Origin of the sequence: Crocosphaera sp., assembly GCF_030064895.1 — a bacterium.
Taxonomy (GTDB): Bacteria; Cyanobacteriota; Cyanobacteriia; order Cyanobacteriales; family Microcystaceae; genus Crocosphaera.
This window is the reverse complement of sequence record NZ_JASJEB010000071.1, coordinates 1-20,481: the sequence shown is the minus strand read 5'-3', so window position 1 is coordinate 20,481 and position 20,481 is coordinate 1. Positions and strand designations below refer to the sequence as shown.

Sequence of the window (20,481 nt, the reverse complement as noted above, 5' to 3'; positions counted from 1 at the left end):
GAACTACATAGGTGCAGTTTACTCAAACCCACTTCATATAATCTTCAGAGAGATTGTACCCAGTAACGGGTAGTACAAAAATCGCTACAACTACCTTTAGATAAGGCTTTTGTCGTTTTTCGTGGGGGGAAGTTCAGGTATACCTGATGCAGCATACGTTATGGGGTTTTGTCAAAGGGGAAGTTCAGATAAAAAATCAGCATCTTTTTTTAGATTTCGTTGATACTACACTTTGAAGTGCGGAATGTGGGTTCCAACGCCTGTCACTCTGTTAACGACCCGTCTTAAAATTCAACTACATACTTAATAACTAGCCAAGCATCGCTTAGAACATCTGCCGTAATAAACTCAGCTTCATTAACTACAAGTGCCCAAAATCCATTTATATCCTGTTCTTGATCTGTTGCTGTATATTGTTTTAGTTGGCTAATGTTCGCCCCAACCCCCAAAGTAATCGTTGGTTCTATATTCTCGATATCAACATTTTCTGCTTGATCAAATCGAAATAGGGATACAGTTAGTTCATTATCAATAGGTGGAACAAAAAACATAATACTCTGGATAGTAACATTATTCACCTTTTGGCTATTAGCAAAGAAAGGAAGACGCTCTCTAAGATTGCCAAGAATAAGAATTTGGCTTTCAGTTTCAGGTTTAGGATTTAAGAAGCGATGCCATTCACTAGGAAATTCATGCCTCAAGCTAAACATACGGAATAGTCCCTCTCGTTTGCTTAATTCGGAGGCATTTTTAACATACTCATTCAAATGTTCTATAGCAGCAGTTTTGAGTGTAGTGCCTCCTTCACAAGACGTGTAACGCAAATGAATCACCACATCTGTGATAGTTTGATAATCGAACTGACGAAATTCTTGAGGTAGTTCCAAACGCCAACTGCTGATGGTTCCGGCTCCTTCAAAGGGTAGGTATCGCTCATCTCGGAAATTTAGCTCAAATACTCCGCTATCATTTTGTCCCTGACTAACAGCAATGGCAGTTGTCGGAATAGGATTATAGATAAATCGCTCATCTGCTTCTTCTAACTTCTTAGGATAATCAGCAGCAATTTTACTGTTCCGATATTCGTGTTTGAGTAGGCGAAGGGTACAGTTTAAACTGGTATAAGGACCAACAACACAGGGAACGGAAACCGATAGTGTTTTAATCCGTCGCTTGTAATCACCGGGATAATCTAGATCGAAGATTTCTTCTGGGAAGTTAAATTCGCATACTCCCTCTTCTTTCAATTGAATTAATGCCAGGGGGTTGAGTTGTTGAAGGGAAATGTGTTTAGTAATTTCGTAATCATGGGGTTTTGTTTCTATATAAGCATTTTCTAAATGTTTCAGAGCCAAATAAAGCTGTTCACCAGCGAGAAAACCGTCTTTAGAACTATCCCAGTAGCCAAATTTAATAAAATCAGAAGTAGATAGCCCCATTTCAAACCGATAAACTTTCTCTGCTTTTTTCGCTAAATCATAGGCAAAGGAATAGGCTTGATAGTATAAATCTTTCAGGCGATCACTCATCCATTGATATAGTTTCTCGTTAGAATATTTAGTGCGAATAAATTCCTCAATTTCTTCAGTTTGTTCAATCTGTATCTGATGATTCTCAATTTCTAACTGTGCAATTTCCTGGCGGATTTTCTGGGCAGTTATTTGTTTATCAATTTGCATCAATTCATGGCCAGAAAGATTTAACTGAAAGATGCGATCTTGTAGTTGACGAATATAGCCCGCTTTTCGAGAGGCGGCAGAAGATTGAAAAGAAGTACGATTTACCCCGATTTGTAAACCTCTTGCTACTGCTTGAAGAGACGTTGCTAAGTAGGTTCCTCCAAAAACGATTTCTCCACCTAGCCCCAATGGTTGAATTTTAGTGCCAAAATCTGGAACAAGATGAAGAATACTTGCTAAAGTTTCTAGAACCCCTACCGCAGTTTGTAAATCTGCTGAAAGTTTAGCTTTTTTAATTTCTTCCGCTTCAGGAGGAATCAATTTTAATCCGCCATATTCCTCAACTTCAGGCATTTCGTTTTCCATTTCCGTAAATTCTGCATCGATGGCTGGTACAGTCATATCTTCTTCGCCAATAAGCTGTAGATAGTGTTGGAGTCTATATTCAGGGGATTTTCGATTTTGTTCTAGACTGTCAAGACTTTTTTTAGCTTCTTCTAATTGTTTTCTTCTAACCTCCATAATGAGATTTTGAATGCGAGTATCGTGTTGCGATCGCAAAATAGACAGACTCTCTCCATCTTTCTTTTCTAATGCAGATAGCAGCGCACTTCCCAAGGACTTGACTTCGGAAGTTACTTCTAAAGCTCTGGCTAACAAGTAATTAAAACGGTAATTGGGCATGGGGGTGCTGAGGTCATTGAGAACGCTACTAATGCTTAATCCTTGGGCGGCTGCTTGCACTAATAAGGCTGGATCGATAGGTGGCTCAAACAAATTTAACTTTCTAAATACGCCTTCAATATTGAGGCAATGGCGAATCTTAAAAAGGCGATCGGCTACAGTATCCCAGTATTCCAATAGTTTGGGGTTGTCAGGAATGCAAAAGTAGAGAGTTGTGGCAAAGCCATAGATATTAACATAATGTTCTTCTCCATCGAAAACACCTTCTGTTGCGATCTGGTTGCTAAACGGAAAAACCAGTTCGAGATCCACCATTGCATTAGAGAAGGCATCCCATTTATTTAATAAACTGAGATAAGATTGAGGCTGTTTTTTTCCCCGTTCAGGAATGATTTCGGGACGAGGACCTAAAATATGACCAGCTAATACATACAATTGAGTGGCTTGGTTAATAGATTCAATGGTGTCTTGTCGAAAAAGGTTATCTCCCCAAGCAATTAAGTTATCAATATATTTCATAACGACCCATTTCATGTAGGCTGTCGGGCGATTGCGAGCAATATTATGAGGTTGGAAAGGATTTTCTCGCCACTGATCAATGCTTTTTTCCTCAGTATTATCAGGAGCATTAGGTTCGAGATTAGAAAATATTTGATCTAGAACATTTTTGCTATCAGTTACTGGTCGGAATGGTAAGAACTTCCAAACATTTTTGATATTTCCTTTAACATTAATGGGATCAAAAATATAATGCCACCATTGCATTGCTTCCTCAAAGCGTTGAGATTTAGATAAATTATCAGCTAATAAAGCAACAGAATGAAAAAGAGCTTCCCAAGTGTAAATAGCATAGGGGCGTTTTAGTTCGTGGTATTTAACACCGTCATTTGAGCCATAGTTGTTATTACTCAGCAGAATACTACTATTAAAAATATTATTTAAACGATCTTTTCTTAAATGCCCTAGTAAAATTTTAGTTTCTGAATATGAGAAGCTATAAGTATTAGTATTAGTGAGATTAACTGATGAATAATCGCTCATTCTCTTGAAATTTGGAACAATAATATCGGCAGGGTTATCAGCAGCTTTTTTTGCCTGCAAAGGATATATTAAATTATTTCCTAATTCACTAAAATAATGAAATATGGGATTGCTACTCTTAAATGTTTCGGGTATCTCAGCCGAAACTAATGTTCCCAAAGAAATATTATCTCCGTTAAATTTGAATGATTGATTTAAGACAGGTGTTGAATTAGTTGTGAGGTCTTGCTTGATCACCCCGTAAGTGTCATCGCTAGTAAGATATTCCCATAAGATTATCTCTGGATTTCGATAGTATATTTGTATTTTGAGCGAGTTAGGTAAATTATAGATGGTAAAAATAAATTTTGAAGGGTTTTTCATAAATTTGAAAGTCTGATTGGCAGAAAGATTATTGCCAAGAATTGCCTCTGCATATTCAAAAGAATATAATGCCTCTGTGGAAAGATTTTTTGAAGTCCACTTCCCCTCTTTGTATTCACTCCATCCCATCTTAATTTCCCAATAACATATAGGCTCAGAATCTTTCATTTTATTATCAGCACTATCTGAAATTTTCTGTTCTTTGGCGAGATTGCTACTCCAGTTTTTTCTCATGAATTGAGGAAAGAAAATAAACAGCCTATCTTGCCATACCACTGGCAAAACAAATGAACCATTTTGGATAATCTCTCCATTATCATTCTCAATATCAATACTGGGAATATCGACTTCTACTTTTGACCAGGGATACCAATATTTATTATCAAATTCGTAGTAGCGATAATAAAAGAAATAGGGTGCATTACGAGTTCTGGCAATAACATGGAGTTTTCGCGCATTGCCTTCACCTTCTATGAATTGTCCGACTACTTCTAAATTGGCAACTTCATCTACTTGAACAATATATTTAGTCAAAGCACTTTTGACCGTATCCTTGCTAACATCATTTTGTAGCAATTCAGATTCCAATTCCTCAAAAAATGGACTTTTAACATCTCTTAATTCAGGGCGTATCCAGTTTTCAGGATAAAGGAACACTTTGCGATTCGCTTCCCAAACCCTATAACGAGACATCCACTCCCAACGCTGACGATCTAAAGCATCAGAGGAAACCCCATGTTTATCCTCTAATCCTAAGAAGCACCGTTGTACAAATAGCTGAACAGAAGATATTGCTTGCTTGATGCGGGAGGTTTCCATACAAGCATCCATCTGCACATCAATCAGGAAAAATTCAAACAAACTGTCGGCATCTCTGACTCCCCATTCCATCAAAACGGGTTGTGCTAGTAAATAGGCAATCAAAGCATCTCTTTGTCGATTACGTAGCAAATCATGGGTTTGCTTAATGGCTTCTTCCCATTCTTCTTGGGTATATCGCGCTCTAATAGTATCTCGAATATCTCTAGTAATTTTTCGGCTTTGTGCAAAATCGGCAGGAGGTTTACCCCATTGAAACAGATCGCCCATTCCTACACCAATTTTCTCCGCTACTTGCAAAGTTGTTTGTAATTTAAGTAGGTTTTTCTCGTCCTGAAAATCTTCTAGATTGGGAAGGTTAAAATGTTGTGGAAGAATCATTTTGTAAATCTCCGATTCTTCCCATGCAGTTAGGGCGTTAATTTGCTCAACTAAAGAAATTTCTGTTTCCGTCTCTTCAGTTTGATTAGTCCAACGGAAAAATTCTATCAAACTTAGTTGAGTTTGCGGTAAGCTCTTATGTAGACGGTAAAATGCTTCTAGGCGTAGCCATTGAGGAAAAGATAATTTATTAAAGTTTAAATTTTTGAATTTTTGGCAGTAATCTCGAAAAAAGTCGATTTCTTCCCGTTTCATGTTAAAACCTTCCACAACTATTGCCGCTTTTTGCAACTGAATATAGGCTTGGCGAAATGTTTCTGTACTGAAAGCAGGAAATAAAACTTTATCAGAAATTTCTACTTTTGCTTGATTATTGAACTTCATAAACAAATCAATAATATCTCCCTTTTCATCTGTATCGTAACCTTCGATAATAAAAGGATAAGCTTGGCCTGCTTTGAGAGAAAAAGTAGGACTTTCATAAAAGTTAATATTTTCATCATCTGTTTCTTTTAAGTCAAAGGCTTGCTTTCGACCATTAAATGTTAAATTAGCTACTTGAGAAGATGCTAGAAAAAAGATATATTTTCCTTCTTTTTCTGGAACAAATACACCTTCCCAGTATGCGTCTAAAACTGCTGGATCTTTTTGTTCTTTTAGTTTAATAATTTCTTGATAAAGGGGGTCTTCTGTGGAAGTTTTGATCACTTCCATGATCAGGGTTTTGATAATATCAATATCTAGACCTAAATCAGATGCAAGCATTTGTATAACCTGACGCTGACGCAACTCTTCTCTTAAGTAGGAAAGGAATTTTTTCGCAAAAAACGCACGCTTTTGGAGTCCACTATCATTCTCCTGATTCTCAGCAGAAACAAGATCCTTAGCTAGTAAAATATTTTTAGCATTTTTACAGGCTTTACAATCTTCACAGCTTTCATGATTTTCACAGTTTTCTTGAAAGATAGGTAAGAGTACGTCATCAAATAATTGCTGAGGTTGAACAAAAATTTTCTTAGCAGCAATTAAGAAATTTTCTTTAGACTCAGGATCGTCAATATAATCTGCTAAAGCTATCACCTGGTTTTGGTCAGATTCACTGAGAATGCCAGTAACTTGAAGTCCTTTTGTCCCACTAAATTGAACCCTTTCAAGGAATATCTGAAACTCTTCAATCAGTTCTGTTAGTTCTTCAATTTTTTCTGTTAACCCTTCAACCTGTTCTTGTTCCTCTTTTGTCGTATTTTCTAGTTCTTTTTCTTGAGCTGTTTTTAATTTTTCTTGAGCGATTTCTAATTCTGCTATAGCATTTTCTACTTCTTTTCGTTTATCGGTTAAAAATTGGTTAATGTTATCCTGATCAGTTTCATTTAAAATGGTACTGTACTTCCGTCGAGTATTATCAAGATATATCGTTGACCCTTGTAATAAAGTAATAATTTCTTCTACGATCGCACTTTCATAAAGCAAACTCAATTTGTTCCGTAACAGTTCCTCTGTCGCGTCTTCATCTTTTTCAATGTCAGGATGGTCTATCTCGATTTGAAGTAAACTATCTCTGAGGGCGATCGCTAATTCAAAAATATCGGCCATACTGGGTCTGAGGGGACGCAGTTGGTCGTCTTGATCTTGAAGTACATAATTTAACTCCCGTAAAGAAAAACCAGAATCATCAATTTGAGCAAACAGATCATAGAATTCTAGAGTTTTTGTTGGTTTTCCAAAGGGATGGGCTATATCCTGGATTAACATTAAAAGACCTGGCAATTCTTTGACTCGAATTCCTAATGTTTTAGCCAGCAGAATATGACGATAGACTTTGGATACATTATCTAATGTTAATAAATAGCATTGAGAATCATCATCTTGGTTTAATGCTTTAGGGGTTGCTATCAGTCCCATAATCGTCTCAATCATATTGACATCTACTTTTAGGGATGCCATGAGTATAGGAAGATGATCGCTAATACATTCTTCTTGGGATAGATAAGTACCATAGTCATCTTCTTTAAAGACATTTTCTATGGCGGTCAGATTATATTTAAGGAATAGACGACTATACAGAGACTTTTCCCCATAAGTTCCGATTTGTGTCCAATAAGTCAGGAGCTTTGCTAGTTCCAGTCCAGTAATGTCAAGAAGTTTTTGAACTGCTACCAATTGCTCGATTAGGTAGGGAGTAATTTCTTGAAGGACTTGAGAAATGGGTTCAGGTTGGCAATTAACTTCTGGTTTGGGTCGAGCAGTTAATATCTTTTTAGGTTGAGGAATGTTTCTTGTTCCATCTTTATAAGGAGGTTGAGATGGTGGTAATTCTGTAAAGCTACTACTGTCCGAAAAGTTAGACTGTTGGGAAGATGGTTTTTCCCTCAATTCTTTTTTAGAAGGTTGAGATGGTGGGAATTCTGTAAAGCTACTACTGTCCGAAAAGTTAGACTGTTGAGGAGATGGTTTTTCCCTCAATTCTTTTTTAGAAGGTTGAGATGGTGGGAATTCTGTAAAGCTACTACTGTCCGAAAAGTTAAACTGTTGGGAAGATGGCTTTTCCCTCAATTCTTTATAAGGAGGTTGAGATGGTGGGAATTCTGTAAAGCTACTACTGTCCGAAAAGTTAAACTGTTGGGAAGATGGTTTTTCCCTCAATTCTTTTTTAGAAGGTATCAAAGCAACAAAAGGGTTACTCGCCGAGAAATTAAGGGGTTTAAAAGGTGGTTTTTCAATCGTTTCACCAATTCCTGTAATTGCTTGATCTACTTCATCGATTGTCCAACCCAATTTGCACCAAAGTCGAATAAAACGGTGAAAGCGATCGTATTCTGGCACTGTCAAGTCCGTTCCGTCTAAATGTTTAAGTTGCGTTTTAGAAAGGTCGCAGTTTTCCTGAGAACCTTCACAAACGACAAGTGGTTCATTCATAAACAAAAAGGAACTGAATACGATTCCCTGTTCGCCATTCTTACCAGTGAAAGTTCCGTATGAGATTGCTTGTTCTCCATCTTCATCCAAATAACCCTGCAAAATTTTTCTCAAGATATCTTCACCTAATTCTAAAAAAGATGGCTCTAATTCAAATAGTTTCAATGACTCCAATACTAACTTACCTGTACTTGTCTCTAAGTAGCCAATCCGCTGTCTTGAATTCCGACCGTTTAGATAAATTTGACAATCAATATCAAGAATTAACCTTCTTGATAGATTGAGAGATATTTCTGGACTCATCTGGGTAATAGAAATAGCAGTTTCTGGGTTTTGCTTAACATAAAAAATGCTTAAACTGATAGTTCCTTCAACACATTTACAGGATGAATCTCCATTGTCTAATACGATTAACTTACCAATTTTAGCAAAGTTTTTGTAAATCCAACATTCGATAAAATCATTGTCAAAATCTTTGTTCTTGGCTATAAAAAAATTAAAATCTTTTATCTCTTTCGATTGAAGTAATGCCACTAATTTCCGATATTTCAGTTTAATATCGGTTTGATTTTTATCCACTAGACTTTGAAGATAGCGATAGCTATAGCGCAAGCTATTCATATAGGCAAGATCTTTGCCTGATAGATAATTAGGATTGATATATCTGGTTTTTAATAGTTGGATTAAATCAGTATATTGAATGTTAACTCGACGCAGAAAACCTACTATCCCTGTATCTTGAGCCGGTTTTACCCACCTCAACTCTTCAATCATCTGGTCTTCAGTTTGAATACCGTAGTAATCCCAGGTATTTTTTAAACCTATCTTCTGACGATATTGAGATAGGGTTAAACTGGTTTGCTCTTCTATTTCGTACCATTCTTTTGTATGGAATCCTTCTTTGGTTAAGATAATATATTCTTCTTCTGTAAGGTGAAGGAATTCGGCTGCGATCGCCCGTTCTACAGCTAATACCTCTAATTCTTGTTTGTGACTAGCTCTTTCTCGTTCTTGATTAGTGGCATTTTCTTCAACTTCGAGCGGAACATCAGTACGGAAAGTGTCAAATAGTTCGTATCGACTAGTACCCAGATATTTCAAATATTCACGGGTAGCATCAATGGGTTGATGATAGGGAAGTTGACAAACGGGATAAACCGTATTACTGAGTTTGAGGTAAGCATTATAATTAGTGTGCTGAGGTTCGGCAAGTAGTTCACCACTACTTTCATCTTCTACATTATGTGTGTGAATAATAGCCCGTTTAGGAGTAAAAGTATTATCTTCATATTTACTCAGGTTAAAAACAAAACTTTCCATCACCTCGTTGACCAAATCAACATAGGGAATGAGCGTGTTGGTATTTTCACAAGTTAGTTGGAGATGGCCTAAGTCGGGACGACGACGGAAAAACATTTCTAAGGGAGTTTGTGAGTAGCCCAACTTTCCAGTGTTAGGGTTAGGTTTTGTCGGATCTTGGACATCATACGGATCTAAGTTATTGTTGCGGAGATACTGGAATAACTCAACTAAATAGGCTGCGGGGCTGTAAACTGAATTACAATGCTTACATTCACAGAGATCGACACTACCAAATAGAGTCTCAAAATTAATGGGAATATTCTTCTGTTGAACAACACCTATAAGCTCTTGTGTGCGTTGGTTTATGGCTGCTGAATCTCCGTGAATCATACGCACAGGCGCACCTGTTACTGCTTGTCGAAGGGCAATATAAGCCTCTTCATTACGGGCGGTAATGTTTTGGGCGTTGCGGTGAACAGCACGAGCAATTTTTTCTCCCCCTAATTGGTTACCGTAAAGGCTGACAAACCGTTCCATCGGCACTTCGTTAATAGCGTAAGCGGAGGTTAAATTGCCTTTCAGTAGGGTGGGTACTGCTTCAGCTTTAGGACTAAGCACAGAGAGACGCTGTAAGTTTTTTAACCCCTCGACGACTTTTTCTTGATGTTCTTCTGATATTTGTTTCAGACAATCTGGCTCTTGTAATACTTCCAACACTGAGGTTTTTCGGAAGTCTAAATCGGGGTGGTCATTTAAAACCGAAAAGATGCCCTCACGAACCTTTGGATCGTCTATGGCAATTTCTTCATCTTGCACCATGCGCTGAACAACGGCGGTGGGAATCATCCGAAAAAGGCGATCGCAAACCTTGGTGGCACATTTCTCCAGACAATCTTCTTCGTCTTCTCCTTCGGCATTTTCGGGAATACCAGCAGAGCGCATGAGGGATTTAAAGTCTTGTTTTTTGTAATTGAGAGCAATATCGCGAAGACAATTAATACGGTTATCCTGAGCGCAAGCAGCAATCCAGTTTTCTTCATCTTCAAGAAGTTCTGCCATTTCATGCTTAAACGTCAGTTTTTGGATACTTTCTGGATCAAATTCCTCACTTTCTTCTAAACGAGCTTTTAATTGATTAAATTCTCCTTCCGTTTCGCTAAAAAGTTGTTTTAGTTTTTCTTTCTGTTTTCCCTCGGCAATTCCCTCTGTCAAATTTTTGAGGTGTTTTTTCTTACGAGTGGACAGACGTGAGGGAATATTGTCTTCCTTCTTGGTAGTTTCTTGAGCATGGACGAACTGAGCGTCTTTTAAGTTAGTATCGATTGACTCCCTAGATGATGTCTGTTGATTCTGACTTGAATCGGGAGGATCACGTTTGATTTGACTTCCTGCTTCTACAACCGTGAATGAAGACGTAAATTTTTCAAGCTCATCTACGGAGGGAACTTGTCGTCCAGCACAACGGCAAATCGCTACATATTCTACTGTATCCCCAGGTTCAAATGCCGGAAGTGAGGCTCTAAAATATTGAGACGTTAAACCGCGTCCATTTTTTAGAAATTGAGCAGGAATGGAGATGGTTTTACCTTGATTGACTCGATAGCGAACTTCTACACTATTACTCGCATCTACTGGTTGAATGCCAACGGTGATGGCGACTCTATCGCTTACTGAAACAATATTATCGGGTGCTGGTGCGTCGAGGGTTTCGTACCACAATAAGATCCCATCATTCTCAATACGCATAACTTATTCAACTCCATAAAACTTATTAACTTGGCTACCTGAGTTCGATATAAGGCAATTTGTAGACAACTTACTCAAATTAGCAGTCTCAAACCCTCATTGTCTCGTTTTAAAAATGATAACTCCGAACTCCGAACTCCTAACACCGAACTCACGTTGGCTGGTTTTGAAAACTTAGTCATATCCTCAGTTAAAAACCAGCCATTCCCGATAGTTAGTTAGTGGGGGGTACACAAGTCGGTTCTTGAAATTCTAGCCGAATCACTGAAGTGGGATCTTTCAAGCGTAATGCGAAACGCTCATAGACGCGGAAGCAGTAGAAGTTTCCTTCCTGACGAACATATTCAGTAATGGCATCTTGCCCTATCACTAAATCCATTGTATTCCCACCTAGTGAGAGAAATAATCCTAGCGGATTCGGATTGAGAGGGATAGTCCCTGTACCATAGTAGCGAGGATAGTTATGATGAGCGTACATATAACTTATATCTCGCCCATAACTTTGCATTTCCTCAGTATGTTTCTTCATCATGTCTTCTGACATGGACATCATACCCTGGGACATTGCCGTTACCAAGGGTTTGATGCGATCGGCTGGAATAATCAAGGTTGTGGGCAAGGGCGCATAGGAATCTGCATAGGGCTGAAAGTTCAGAATACAGGCATAGGGTCCATAATGAGCTTGGGCTAACCCTTCACCACTTTGAAGGCGAGAATAAGCTAAAGAAATGGCTCCAAAGATGTTTTCGCCCCATCGGGGAACTTCTCCCGGTGCTGATGTGGTTGGTACTTGAATCGTTTGAATGCGAGATGTTTCGCCACTAAATTCAGGGGCTTCTAATAACCCGATGACGGATTGTCCAGAGGCAATCACCACTCGGCGATCGCGAAATAGGGGAGCAGAACGAATTCCTGATGGACCGCCGTGAATAGCAATATCAACTCCTTGGGAGAGGAGGTTAGTGGCACGGGTTGCAAGGGTAATCGCACTGCTCAAGTCCGATTCCATAATTTGCTGTTGGGTTAATCTAAATTGGACTTCGAGTTCAAGAATGGGAGTGGTGGCGGTTTCATCAATGGTTAATTTTTCTTCCCCTTGTCTGTCACGCTGGTTTCCTAACAGTACGGTATCAGAAGGAACAGTCTTCGCCCCAGGGGCAGGGTAAAGAGGTAAGTATTTGGCTGCGACTTTGGTACGCTTACATTCATCATGAACAGCCATATCGATTTGTTTCCAATGTTCTTCAGTCCAAGGGATTTGGTTTTTGTTTCTGGTTTCTGGATTCATGGTTAGTTGAGTCTCCTTTTTTAGTTAGGTTTTAATTGAGAAAAATTTGGTGTATTTACCTTTTTGTCAATTTGATAATGTTTGGGATTTTGTACCATATTTGAATCGCCGTTATTGTGGATTGTGATCCTGATTTATCAGCAATGTTGCTTCTCCAGTGGCGTAGCTTTTTATTTTTAGTTTCTGTATCTATCATTTGGTAAGTCTCCTTTTTTTGAGTTTTTGAAGTTTAGTTTTGAGTAAAGTGGTTGGGTTTTTTTGCCTCAATCCAACGTATGAGAGAGGGCGCTCGCACTTGTTTTCTCCTTAAAAAGAGAATTGCAATTGGAGCATTGAACCCGATGGTGACAATTGATCATCAGAATCAGGTTGAACTAACCTGGGAGAATTTCCGCCGACCGCTCCTGACGATGAAAAGCTTCGGCGAACATTCAAGAGATCGATGTTAGGGCGAAGAACTCTAAACTGACTCATGGCACCCTGACAACTTGGACAAAAGGCTCTGTTTGCCCCAATAAATAGTCTTCCTGCAATCTTGGGGTTACTTCCTGTTGATAAGAGTGTGAAGCCAAGAAGCTTAAACTCTGCATCAACGGTACGGGGATTGGAATCAAAAGGTCGCGGTGTCAGTGGAACGGTTGTTGGATTTGGTGTATTTGCTATCGTTCGACCTTCTGGGGTTCTGATAACTCCTCGTTCACCACTCTTAGTTACTGCAGCTACTTGATCACCTTCTAATTCACCTCTAACAGATGCTCTAACTTTTCCACTGGTAACGTCTGCTCCAACATCGCTAAGAACACCTTCAGCGGCTTCTCTCTCAGTTTGATGCCGAGCGGATCGCTCAGCAAACTTTCCTCCTAATCTTCGCCCTAATGATTCTCCAGCTCTTTGTGCAGGACGCTCAATACCTCGTCTGGCTAGATCACCAGCGGCTCTGACACCCCGTCCAATAGATGAACTGGCAATACGATAGATTCCTCTTGCAACTACCTGCCCTACATTAGAGTTGATTATTTTAGAAGAAAGAGCGCGTCCTGCTTGCGTAGAAAGCCCTCTAGAGATTGCGGCTCCAGCACCTGAAAATACTCCACCAGTTACGCCACCAATTAGTGCTGATACACCTACATTCCCCCAATCAACTTTCCCTCGATCAACCAAATCTTCAACAATTTGAGCAGCAGCACCCCCTGCAGCACCTCCGACAACACCGCCAATTACACTAGCAGCAGCAGCGCCCAATAATGGAGCTGCCAAACCTGCTGTAGCAACAGTAACCACCGTACCAACAACGACTGCAGCAGCAATGCCAAAAACTGTTCCCCAACTCAGTTTTCCATTTGGGTCACGTAGAATAATTGGGTTATTGCGTACGTAGTTAAACAGATTCAATCCATCTTCTAAATCAGACGGATCTGCACTTGCCCATCTCGCTAACCACGGTGCATAGTATCGCGCTCCATGATAGTAAAGATCACTTTCCTCATCCCGCTCTTTCCCCGTATAGCGATACCGCTTAAAACTCACCTCAGCCCCATTACGCATCGCCTGATACGCTGTCGTGCCATAGGGATGATATTCCTCATAGGAAATCACTGCACCACCGCTATCCAGTTCCACACTAGCCGAACCCAAATGATTATTAAGCTGATAACGAATCACTGGCACGTTCAAATCAGTCGGAGATGCAACCCCTTCACTCACCTCAGCCGTTTTCGTTTCCACCAACGCAATGCGCTGTTGGTTATCCATCACATGAAGCGTTTCCCGCTCCAGCGTCACCGTCTCCCCATCACCCCCATATTCTCGATAAATCTCAAACCCACCTAGATAAATTCGCTCATTTTTTCGAGTAGAAATTCCTCCTGTTGTTTGTCGTTCCGTTACCTTCCGCACCCGTTGACCACTGCCGTCATAAACGTAATAGGTGGTTTCTGGCGTTCCATTGTTAACAATCTGGCGACTGGTTGCTTTTAACCTATCTTGATAATCCCACTGCATCAACGGCAAATGGGGCATGGTTGTCATATTGCCGTGAGTGTCGTAGGTATAGTTTGCAAACTGTTCAGCATCATCGGGTCTGCTAGTCGCCAACAACCGATTACTGTCTTCAGCATATTGGTAGCGACGATTCCAACGTTCAAACGCTCCGCCTGTATGTCTCATGGACAAGATATTACCCACCCTATCGTACGTGTATTCCTCGACATATTGCTGTAGAGCTTCTGGACTATTGGGAAAGGGAATACCGAGAATGGGATTAAACTCCGTTGCATCTCGCTGCAAGTTATTTTGAACGGCGTGTTCCCGTCCTTGCGCCCGAATTAGTCGATAGAGTGCATCATAGGTGTAATTGTTGTGAGGCAATATCTGAGTATTGTCAAAGTAAACCGTCTGTTGAGCATCATCCCGAATTTCGGTAATATTTCCCACTGGATCGTAGGTGTACTTTAAATCCTGTAAACGAGCGTTATCTGAGGTACGAGTCGTCAGCAGTCGCACCAGTCGAAAGGTTTCGGGGTCATAGGTATAAGTTGTCCGTACCCCGTTACCGTACTCAATTAATGTTCGTTGACCCTTTGCGTCATAGTCGATATTTTCTACAAAAACCGTTTCTGTGGCTGCTCCCCGTAACCGCACATACATTTGCTCCAGTAGATTAGCTTCGTTATACACTGGACGGGTTACACTTTGGTCTGGACTGGTTAACAAAGTGGGACGGTTCAGGGCATCGTATTCAGTACGGACGGTAAACACTTCGGATTCCAGATTATTCGTTGGGGAGTTCCCTGACCAATCGATCGCCTGTGCTTTGTAGTCGTTGACCAGTTGGCGCGTAACTACCAGTAAGTTCCCTTTAAAATCAAATCCTTGGTTGGTTACTAACCCACTAGAATCGTAGTGCTGATAAACCTGTCCTCGCAGATTAAGATTGAGATCGTCGGTTTGCCCTTCTCCATAGATCAACCGCTCAATGATTACGGGGGAACCTTCATCAATTTGTAACTGCTGTTCCACTGGACGACGCAGGGCATCATAAATCGTCTGAAAACGGCGACGTTCCAGCACCGAAGAATCTGTTTCCATTCCCCGTTCGTTCTCATCCCAGGCATAAAACGGTTGTCCTGTAGCATCCATCAACATCCAGCGATCGCCCCCATCCATACTGTGTTCAAAGAGTAGATTCCCGGCAATGTCATAACAGCTTACAAAACCCGTTTCTGCCCCTGGAGAATTGATATACTCCATCACCCGATTTCCCCTCGCATCTCTTATCCACAGGGGTTTCCCTTCAATATCCAGCTTGGTAAAAGTGACATATTTCTCCTCAAAATCAACATCTTCCCGTCGCCATTTGTTGTGAGCGATCGCCACCACTTCTCGCCCCAAACTGTCCAAATGCGTCACGGCTGGAGTATTGGCGTGAATTTCAGCCAGACGCGCTGCCCTTCGTTGTTCTGGCTCACCACTGAGATAGCGTTCATACCAAGCATTGTTCGCTTCTAGTACCGTATCATTGCCATCGTAGGTTGCCATAAACCAAGGGGAAAACGCCACCCGACTGTAAGTTCCATTGGGCATTTCTGTTTGTACCTGCCGTCCGACAGCATCGTAATACAGGATCGGGGTAACTCCGATTTCCTGGGGTTCTTCAAATCGATGATCTGGTTCGCCTAATTCGTTTTGGCTAAAGTAGGGTTCGTACTGTTTGACGGGGTTGCCCTTGTTGTTGAGAATTGTTTTTCCTGTCGCTATCCAGCGTAAGGGACCATTAGGTATTTCGGGTTCGGCCTGAACTTTTTTCACTAATACAGTCCCCATCCCGTCCGAATATTCAAACCCTACCTGAATCGGACTATCCTCATTGCTATGCTGTTCACGCAGGATACTACAGGCAGAAGCGGGATGTTCACCCCAGGTTGTTCTGCCATCATCATTTTCTTGTTCGCCAAAATAATATACATACCGGGCCGTTGCATTTTCCAACCAAATACGGGCTTGGTTTTCGTTGTAAGCATTCTCCGCAAAAAAGGCATTGAGTTGGGCCGAGGTGGGATTAGCCAATTCATCATCGAAGGAATTTAGACTGTCTGCTTGATTTCCCTTACCCATGATGGCCATCGCCGTTGGTAAACCAAAAGCATCAAAGTAAACCTGTGAAAGATTGCCATTAATGTCCCGCATTTCCGATGGGGTCAGCACTCGAAAGTCAAACTGAGTCACCTGGGTAGTATTGCCAATGGGATCAGTGCTGGATTCAATATAGAGATCCCGTGAGTCGTAGGCCAGTGTTGTCGTTTGCCCAAAAGGATCGGTGTAGCGTTCCGGCAAGTAGTAATGTTCTGCTGCATCAGGTGCGAAACCAGCAACACCAGAACGAATCCAATATTGACCCGTCGTATCCATATCGGGAAAGCGTTCTGCGAGGGTAACACCACTCAAATAGCCACTTAAATCAGCGTTATCTAAATTACCATGTACTTCTGTTGTCAGGTGTTCTGAGTTAAAGATTGCATTGAGTAAATCATTGGTAAGTGCCAGCTTGTAAGTTTCGTAGGGTAAACCTAGATAGTTCAGTTCTCCCCAAGGTAGAGGTGTTTCGAGATCGTCACTGAAATATAACATTCGCACCCACTCAACTCGTCGTTTCTGAGGAGTGGTGCGATCGGGAAATTCGTGATAGGCAATTTCTTCAACCATCTCATCGTTAGCTATGTCAGCTTGTTGAAGCTCCAATAAAGTATAGTAAAAACCGTCTTGGGGACTAATTCCGGTGAGTTCGTAGGTTTTAACCTCACAGGGAACTCTCAAACGATAACGATCAGGGTGTTGAGGATCATCAACATCGTTCGTAAAGCGATTTTCCGTGTAAACTAAATGGCGTTCCTGTTGTACCTGATTAATGAGTCCTTCTGTTCCTTCTGGCAGTGTTTCATTTTGGTACTGTTTAATGCGAGGATAAGCTACCGCTACTGATTCCAGCACGTTACCATATTCATCAATTTGTAAGTTTAGAGTGTGAGAAATACGGGGATCGGGTTCGAGTATATCCGTTGTCAAATCCAGTTCATAGTGATAGGTAATCGCCTCACTTTCAGTTACTAAAAAAACGGCATGACGATTCTCCCCATGAGCCTGAAGTCGCTGAATATGACAGTTATGAAATGCTGTTGAAAATAGCTTTACTTTTCTTTCTTCACCTTGTTTGAGCGCATCCACATCTAATTCATACACTTCCTGACGCAACATCATTCCCTTGCAAGCTCTCAATGCTTCTCGCCATTCTTCGGTATTGAGGTTTTCGTCCATTAGATCGGGTTCAGGCAAACTATTCTCTTGAAAATCTCCCAAGATATTCGTTTCATGGGGATTAAGTTCCTCAAACCAGTGGGGAAAATATTCATCAGCAAACTGGGAAAGGATCTGTTCGCGATCTAAAAAGGCTCCTGTATGAAACCAAGTAATTGTTTTAACTGGAGGTTGATACAACGTTTGGTCATCATCTATGTAGGGACTGGAGATATTGCCGGTTGTAAAGGTTCCAAAATCTTCTACATCGGTTTGTTCTACTCGCCCAAATCCTCGAAATTCTCGTTCTATCCCGTCAAAGTATCCGTGATGATAGCTGTAGGTCGATGTAAAATGAGTCTGTCGCCACTTATCAAAAATGGTGACTTTTTCGACGACATGAACGGGAAATGGTAACTTGGTAATCCACGGTTTTCCTGCTAAGCTGTCTTGCAAATAAAACTTAGTCGAAGGTGCATATTCAACGGTGGTTTCTGCACCTAAGTTGTTGATCGTTTTGATTAATAAATGGGGTTTTTGTCCACCGATTAAATCGATATAACGCATGACACTACGACCCTTCCCAGGCAAAGGAGAAGACCAAACCAAACAGGTCGTTCCATTTCCTAATAAATCGATTGCTGTTACTGATGCAACATTATCAATTGTCGGAAAACTCCGCAATATTTGTTTTGTCGACCAACTATTACCAGACTGGTTAAAATAAACCTGCACTCCTTCTGCACTTAAATACAAAATATCCGTTGTTCCCGAACCATCAATATCTGCTAAAATAATCCTACGCTGATTAAAGATGTCGGGCGTATCAAACCAAGGGGAATTATCCATCGTCACCTTTGCTCCAAACTGTCCATAACCAAAATTCGGCCAGTAACAAACTTCGCCATTGCGAATTCGCACAATATCTGTTAGCCCATCACCTGAAAAATCTGCTAAATAAATTGACTGGGTACTATCAGCAAATACAACACGGGGACCTTTTTCCTCATCCCAAGGTTGAGGCGATCGCTCTGCTGTCCCAAAACCATCTTCCGCTAGGGAAGCGTGCCAAACAAAGCAATTATTTTCGGTTATCAGAATATCGCTGTGTCCATCTCCATTTAAGTCAATAAACTTTAAATTCGGATTATTCCAATCTAATACGGGTAAAGATTGAAAAGGAATAAAAGGTTTCCAGCCTTCTGTTGTGGTTCGTTCATAAAATCCCGGTGTCAAACTGCGAAGCGTTACCAAATCGAGTTGTCCATCCCCTGCTAAGTCCATAAATTGAGCGTTATCAGCTAAAGCTGTTGCAGGTTTACTGGTTATTAATTCAATTGGGGCAAATTTAACGGTAATCGTGTTTTGAGCATCTTCTTGAACCTTAGAAATAGGGCTGAGATTGCGTTTGTAGAACCAACTATCTCCCTGTTCAGTGAGAATTCCTGATAAACCTTCTCCATCCAAATCTACCCATTGATAGTTTGTCCCATCCAATCCTTGGGGTAAATTTTCTAAACTTTCGAGGTCAATATCCCGCACTGTTTCATCAATTTCCGATTCACTGTAAGTAAACTCTAGTGGGGGTAAAGATTTATGAATATAGCCACCTTCTGAATTTCGTTTGTAGCCAATTTGAGAAACTGAAATAAGTTTAGAATAAATCGGATTACGAACATCTGTTAGATTTTCTTCGTAGGAATAGTTAAAGTTTGTGGATCTCACCAAACAATTTTGTCGGACTTCTTCTTCTTCCGGAAAATGATGAAACATGAGTACCCGTTGGCAGAGACGATAGGTACGCACTTCAAAACCCGCTCGATAGGAAGAAAACGGATCGTTACGAACTGACCAAATTCCTATATCATTGGGGGTAGGATTTTCCAAGTCGTGTTCTCCATAGTCAAACACTGTCTCGAACATCCAATCCGTTTGTAAACTTAAATCTTCATGGGATTGTCGGGGTGTTTGGTTACCGTATTTAATGCGTTTGAGGTAACGGTTAGCAGAACGGATGTTATCGTTGCGGTTGCGTTCGTGGACTTGGGTTGTATCAATCCCCTCTGAATTCTCTGACTTGTATTCATAGCTAATAACATTTCCTTTATCGTCATAACTTTCACAGATTAGCCAGCTAAATATGCGAGTAGCATCATTTGGATCAACGATTCGACTTTCAGCCGTTTTACCATAAAGTGTTGTGACATTGTCTTTGGAAAGCGATCGCCAATGAGTCTCACCTGATTCTAAATTTGTCCAACATTCAATTCGAGCGAATAACCCTTCAGTTCGAGGTCGATAGCGTTGGATGCAGTAGGATGTACCATTGAGGTTTCTTGGTGCTAAGGTTTCTTTTCTCCACTTTCCTAACTCATCTTGCACTAATACAGGTACGATATCTTCTCCCCCTGAAAGAATGAAGACATCAGTTTCTTCTGCATCAAAATAGCGAGGTAATCCTTTATCTGTTTTACGAGTAATTGAGGGAATTGATAGACTCCAACCAAAGCCAAAATTGCTATTGCTTGCACCGGAATCGTAGGAAAGAGAAAGCTGTGGTCCAAACCCTGAGCGACCGGGACTAGTCGCTATCGGTACTGACATTGAACCCGTCCCCGTTATCGGATTGGCTGTAAATTTTTCTCCCATCCCCTTAATTGCACCACCACCCTTGGGTAACGACAAAGCGGGAGGCACTGTCACAAATTCGCTACTGTAATCTGCTCTAGAATCGTTAGTCTTTTGAGTTGAGGGAGTGAGCATCTGCTTTTTCCATAAACGCGCTTTCCTCCTTGCGAGGAGCTAGGAAATATGATCAAAAAAAAAATCCTTAGCAAAATGTTACCTCGTAGCAGATTGTGAAGTACCCCAACTTGCTTCGCTGAAGTTGGGGCTTCCCAACGACAACTCAACTCAAGGACGGTTTTATTCGTCTTCGAGGTTTCCCGTCTCATTGGCCGTTGCCTCAATAAG

General features: G+C 40.8%; 3 protein-coding genes. All 3 read right to left on the bottom strand.

What is annotated here, in order from left to right; translation table 11 throughout:
• Nucleotides 1–284 precede the first annotated feature (284 nt).
• On the bottom strand, nucleotides 285–10,931 hold the full coding sequence (locus tag QNJ66_RS15900) for a neuraminidase-like domain-containing protein (protein ID WP_300508597.1): 10,647 nt from the start codon (nucleotides 10,929–10,931) through the stop codon (nucleotides 285–287).
• Nucleotides 10,932–11,145: 214 nt separating this feature from the next.
• A complete protein-coding gene (locus QNJ66_RS15895) occupies nucleotides 11,146–12,219 on the bottom strand; it encodes a hypothetical protein (protein ID WP_300508595.1) in 1,074 nt (357 codons plus the stop codon).
• A 306-nt stretch (nucleotides 12,220–12,525) separates the two neighbouring features.
• Complete coding sequence (locus QNJ66_RS15890) at nucleotides 12,526–20,271, bottom strand: SpvB/TcaC N-terminal domain-containing protein (RefSeq protein WP_300508593.1); 7,746 nt, start codon at nucleotides 20,269–20,271, stop codon at nucleotides 12,526–12,528.
• Nucleotides 20,272–20,481 lie beyond the last annotated feature (210 nt).

What these genes read in the sequence shown, in the direction of transcription:
- QNJ66_RS15900 (WP_300508597.1), bottom strand. Translation starts at nt 10,931, where the DNA reads ATGCGTATTGAGAATGATGGGATCTTATTGTGGTACGAAACCCTCGAC.
- QNJ66_RS15895 (WP_300508595.1), bottom strand. Translation starts at nt 12,219, where the DNA reads ATGAATCCAGAAACCAGAAACAAAAACCAAATCCCTTGGACTGAAGAA.
- QNJ66_RS15890 (WP_300508593.1), bottom strand. Translation starts at nt 20,271, where the DNA reads ATGCTCACTCCCTCAACTCAAAAGACTAACGATTCTAGAGCAGATTAC.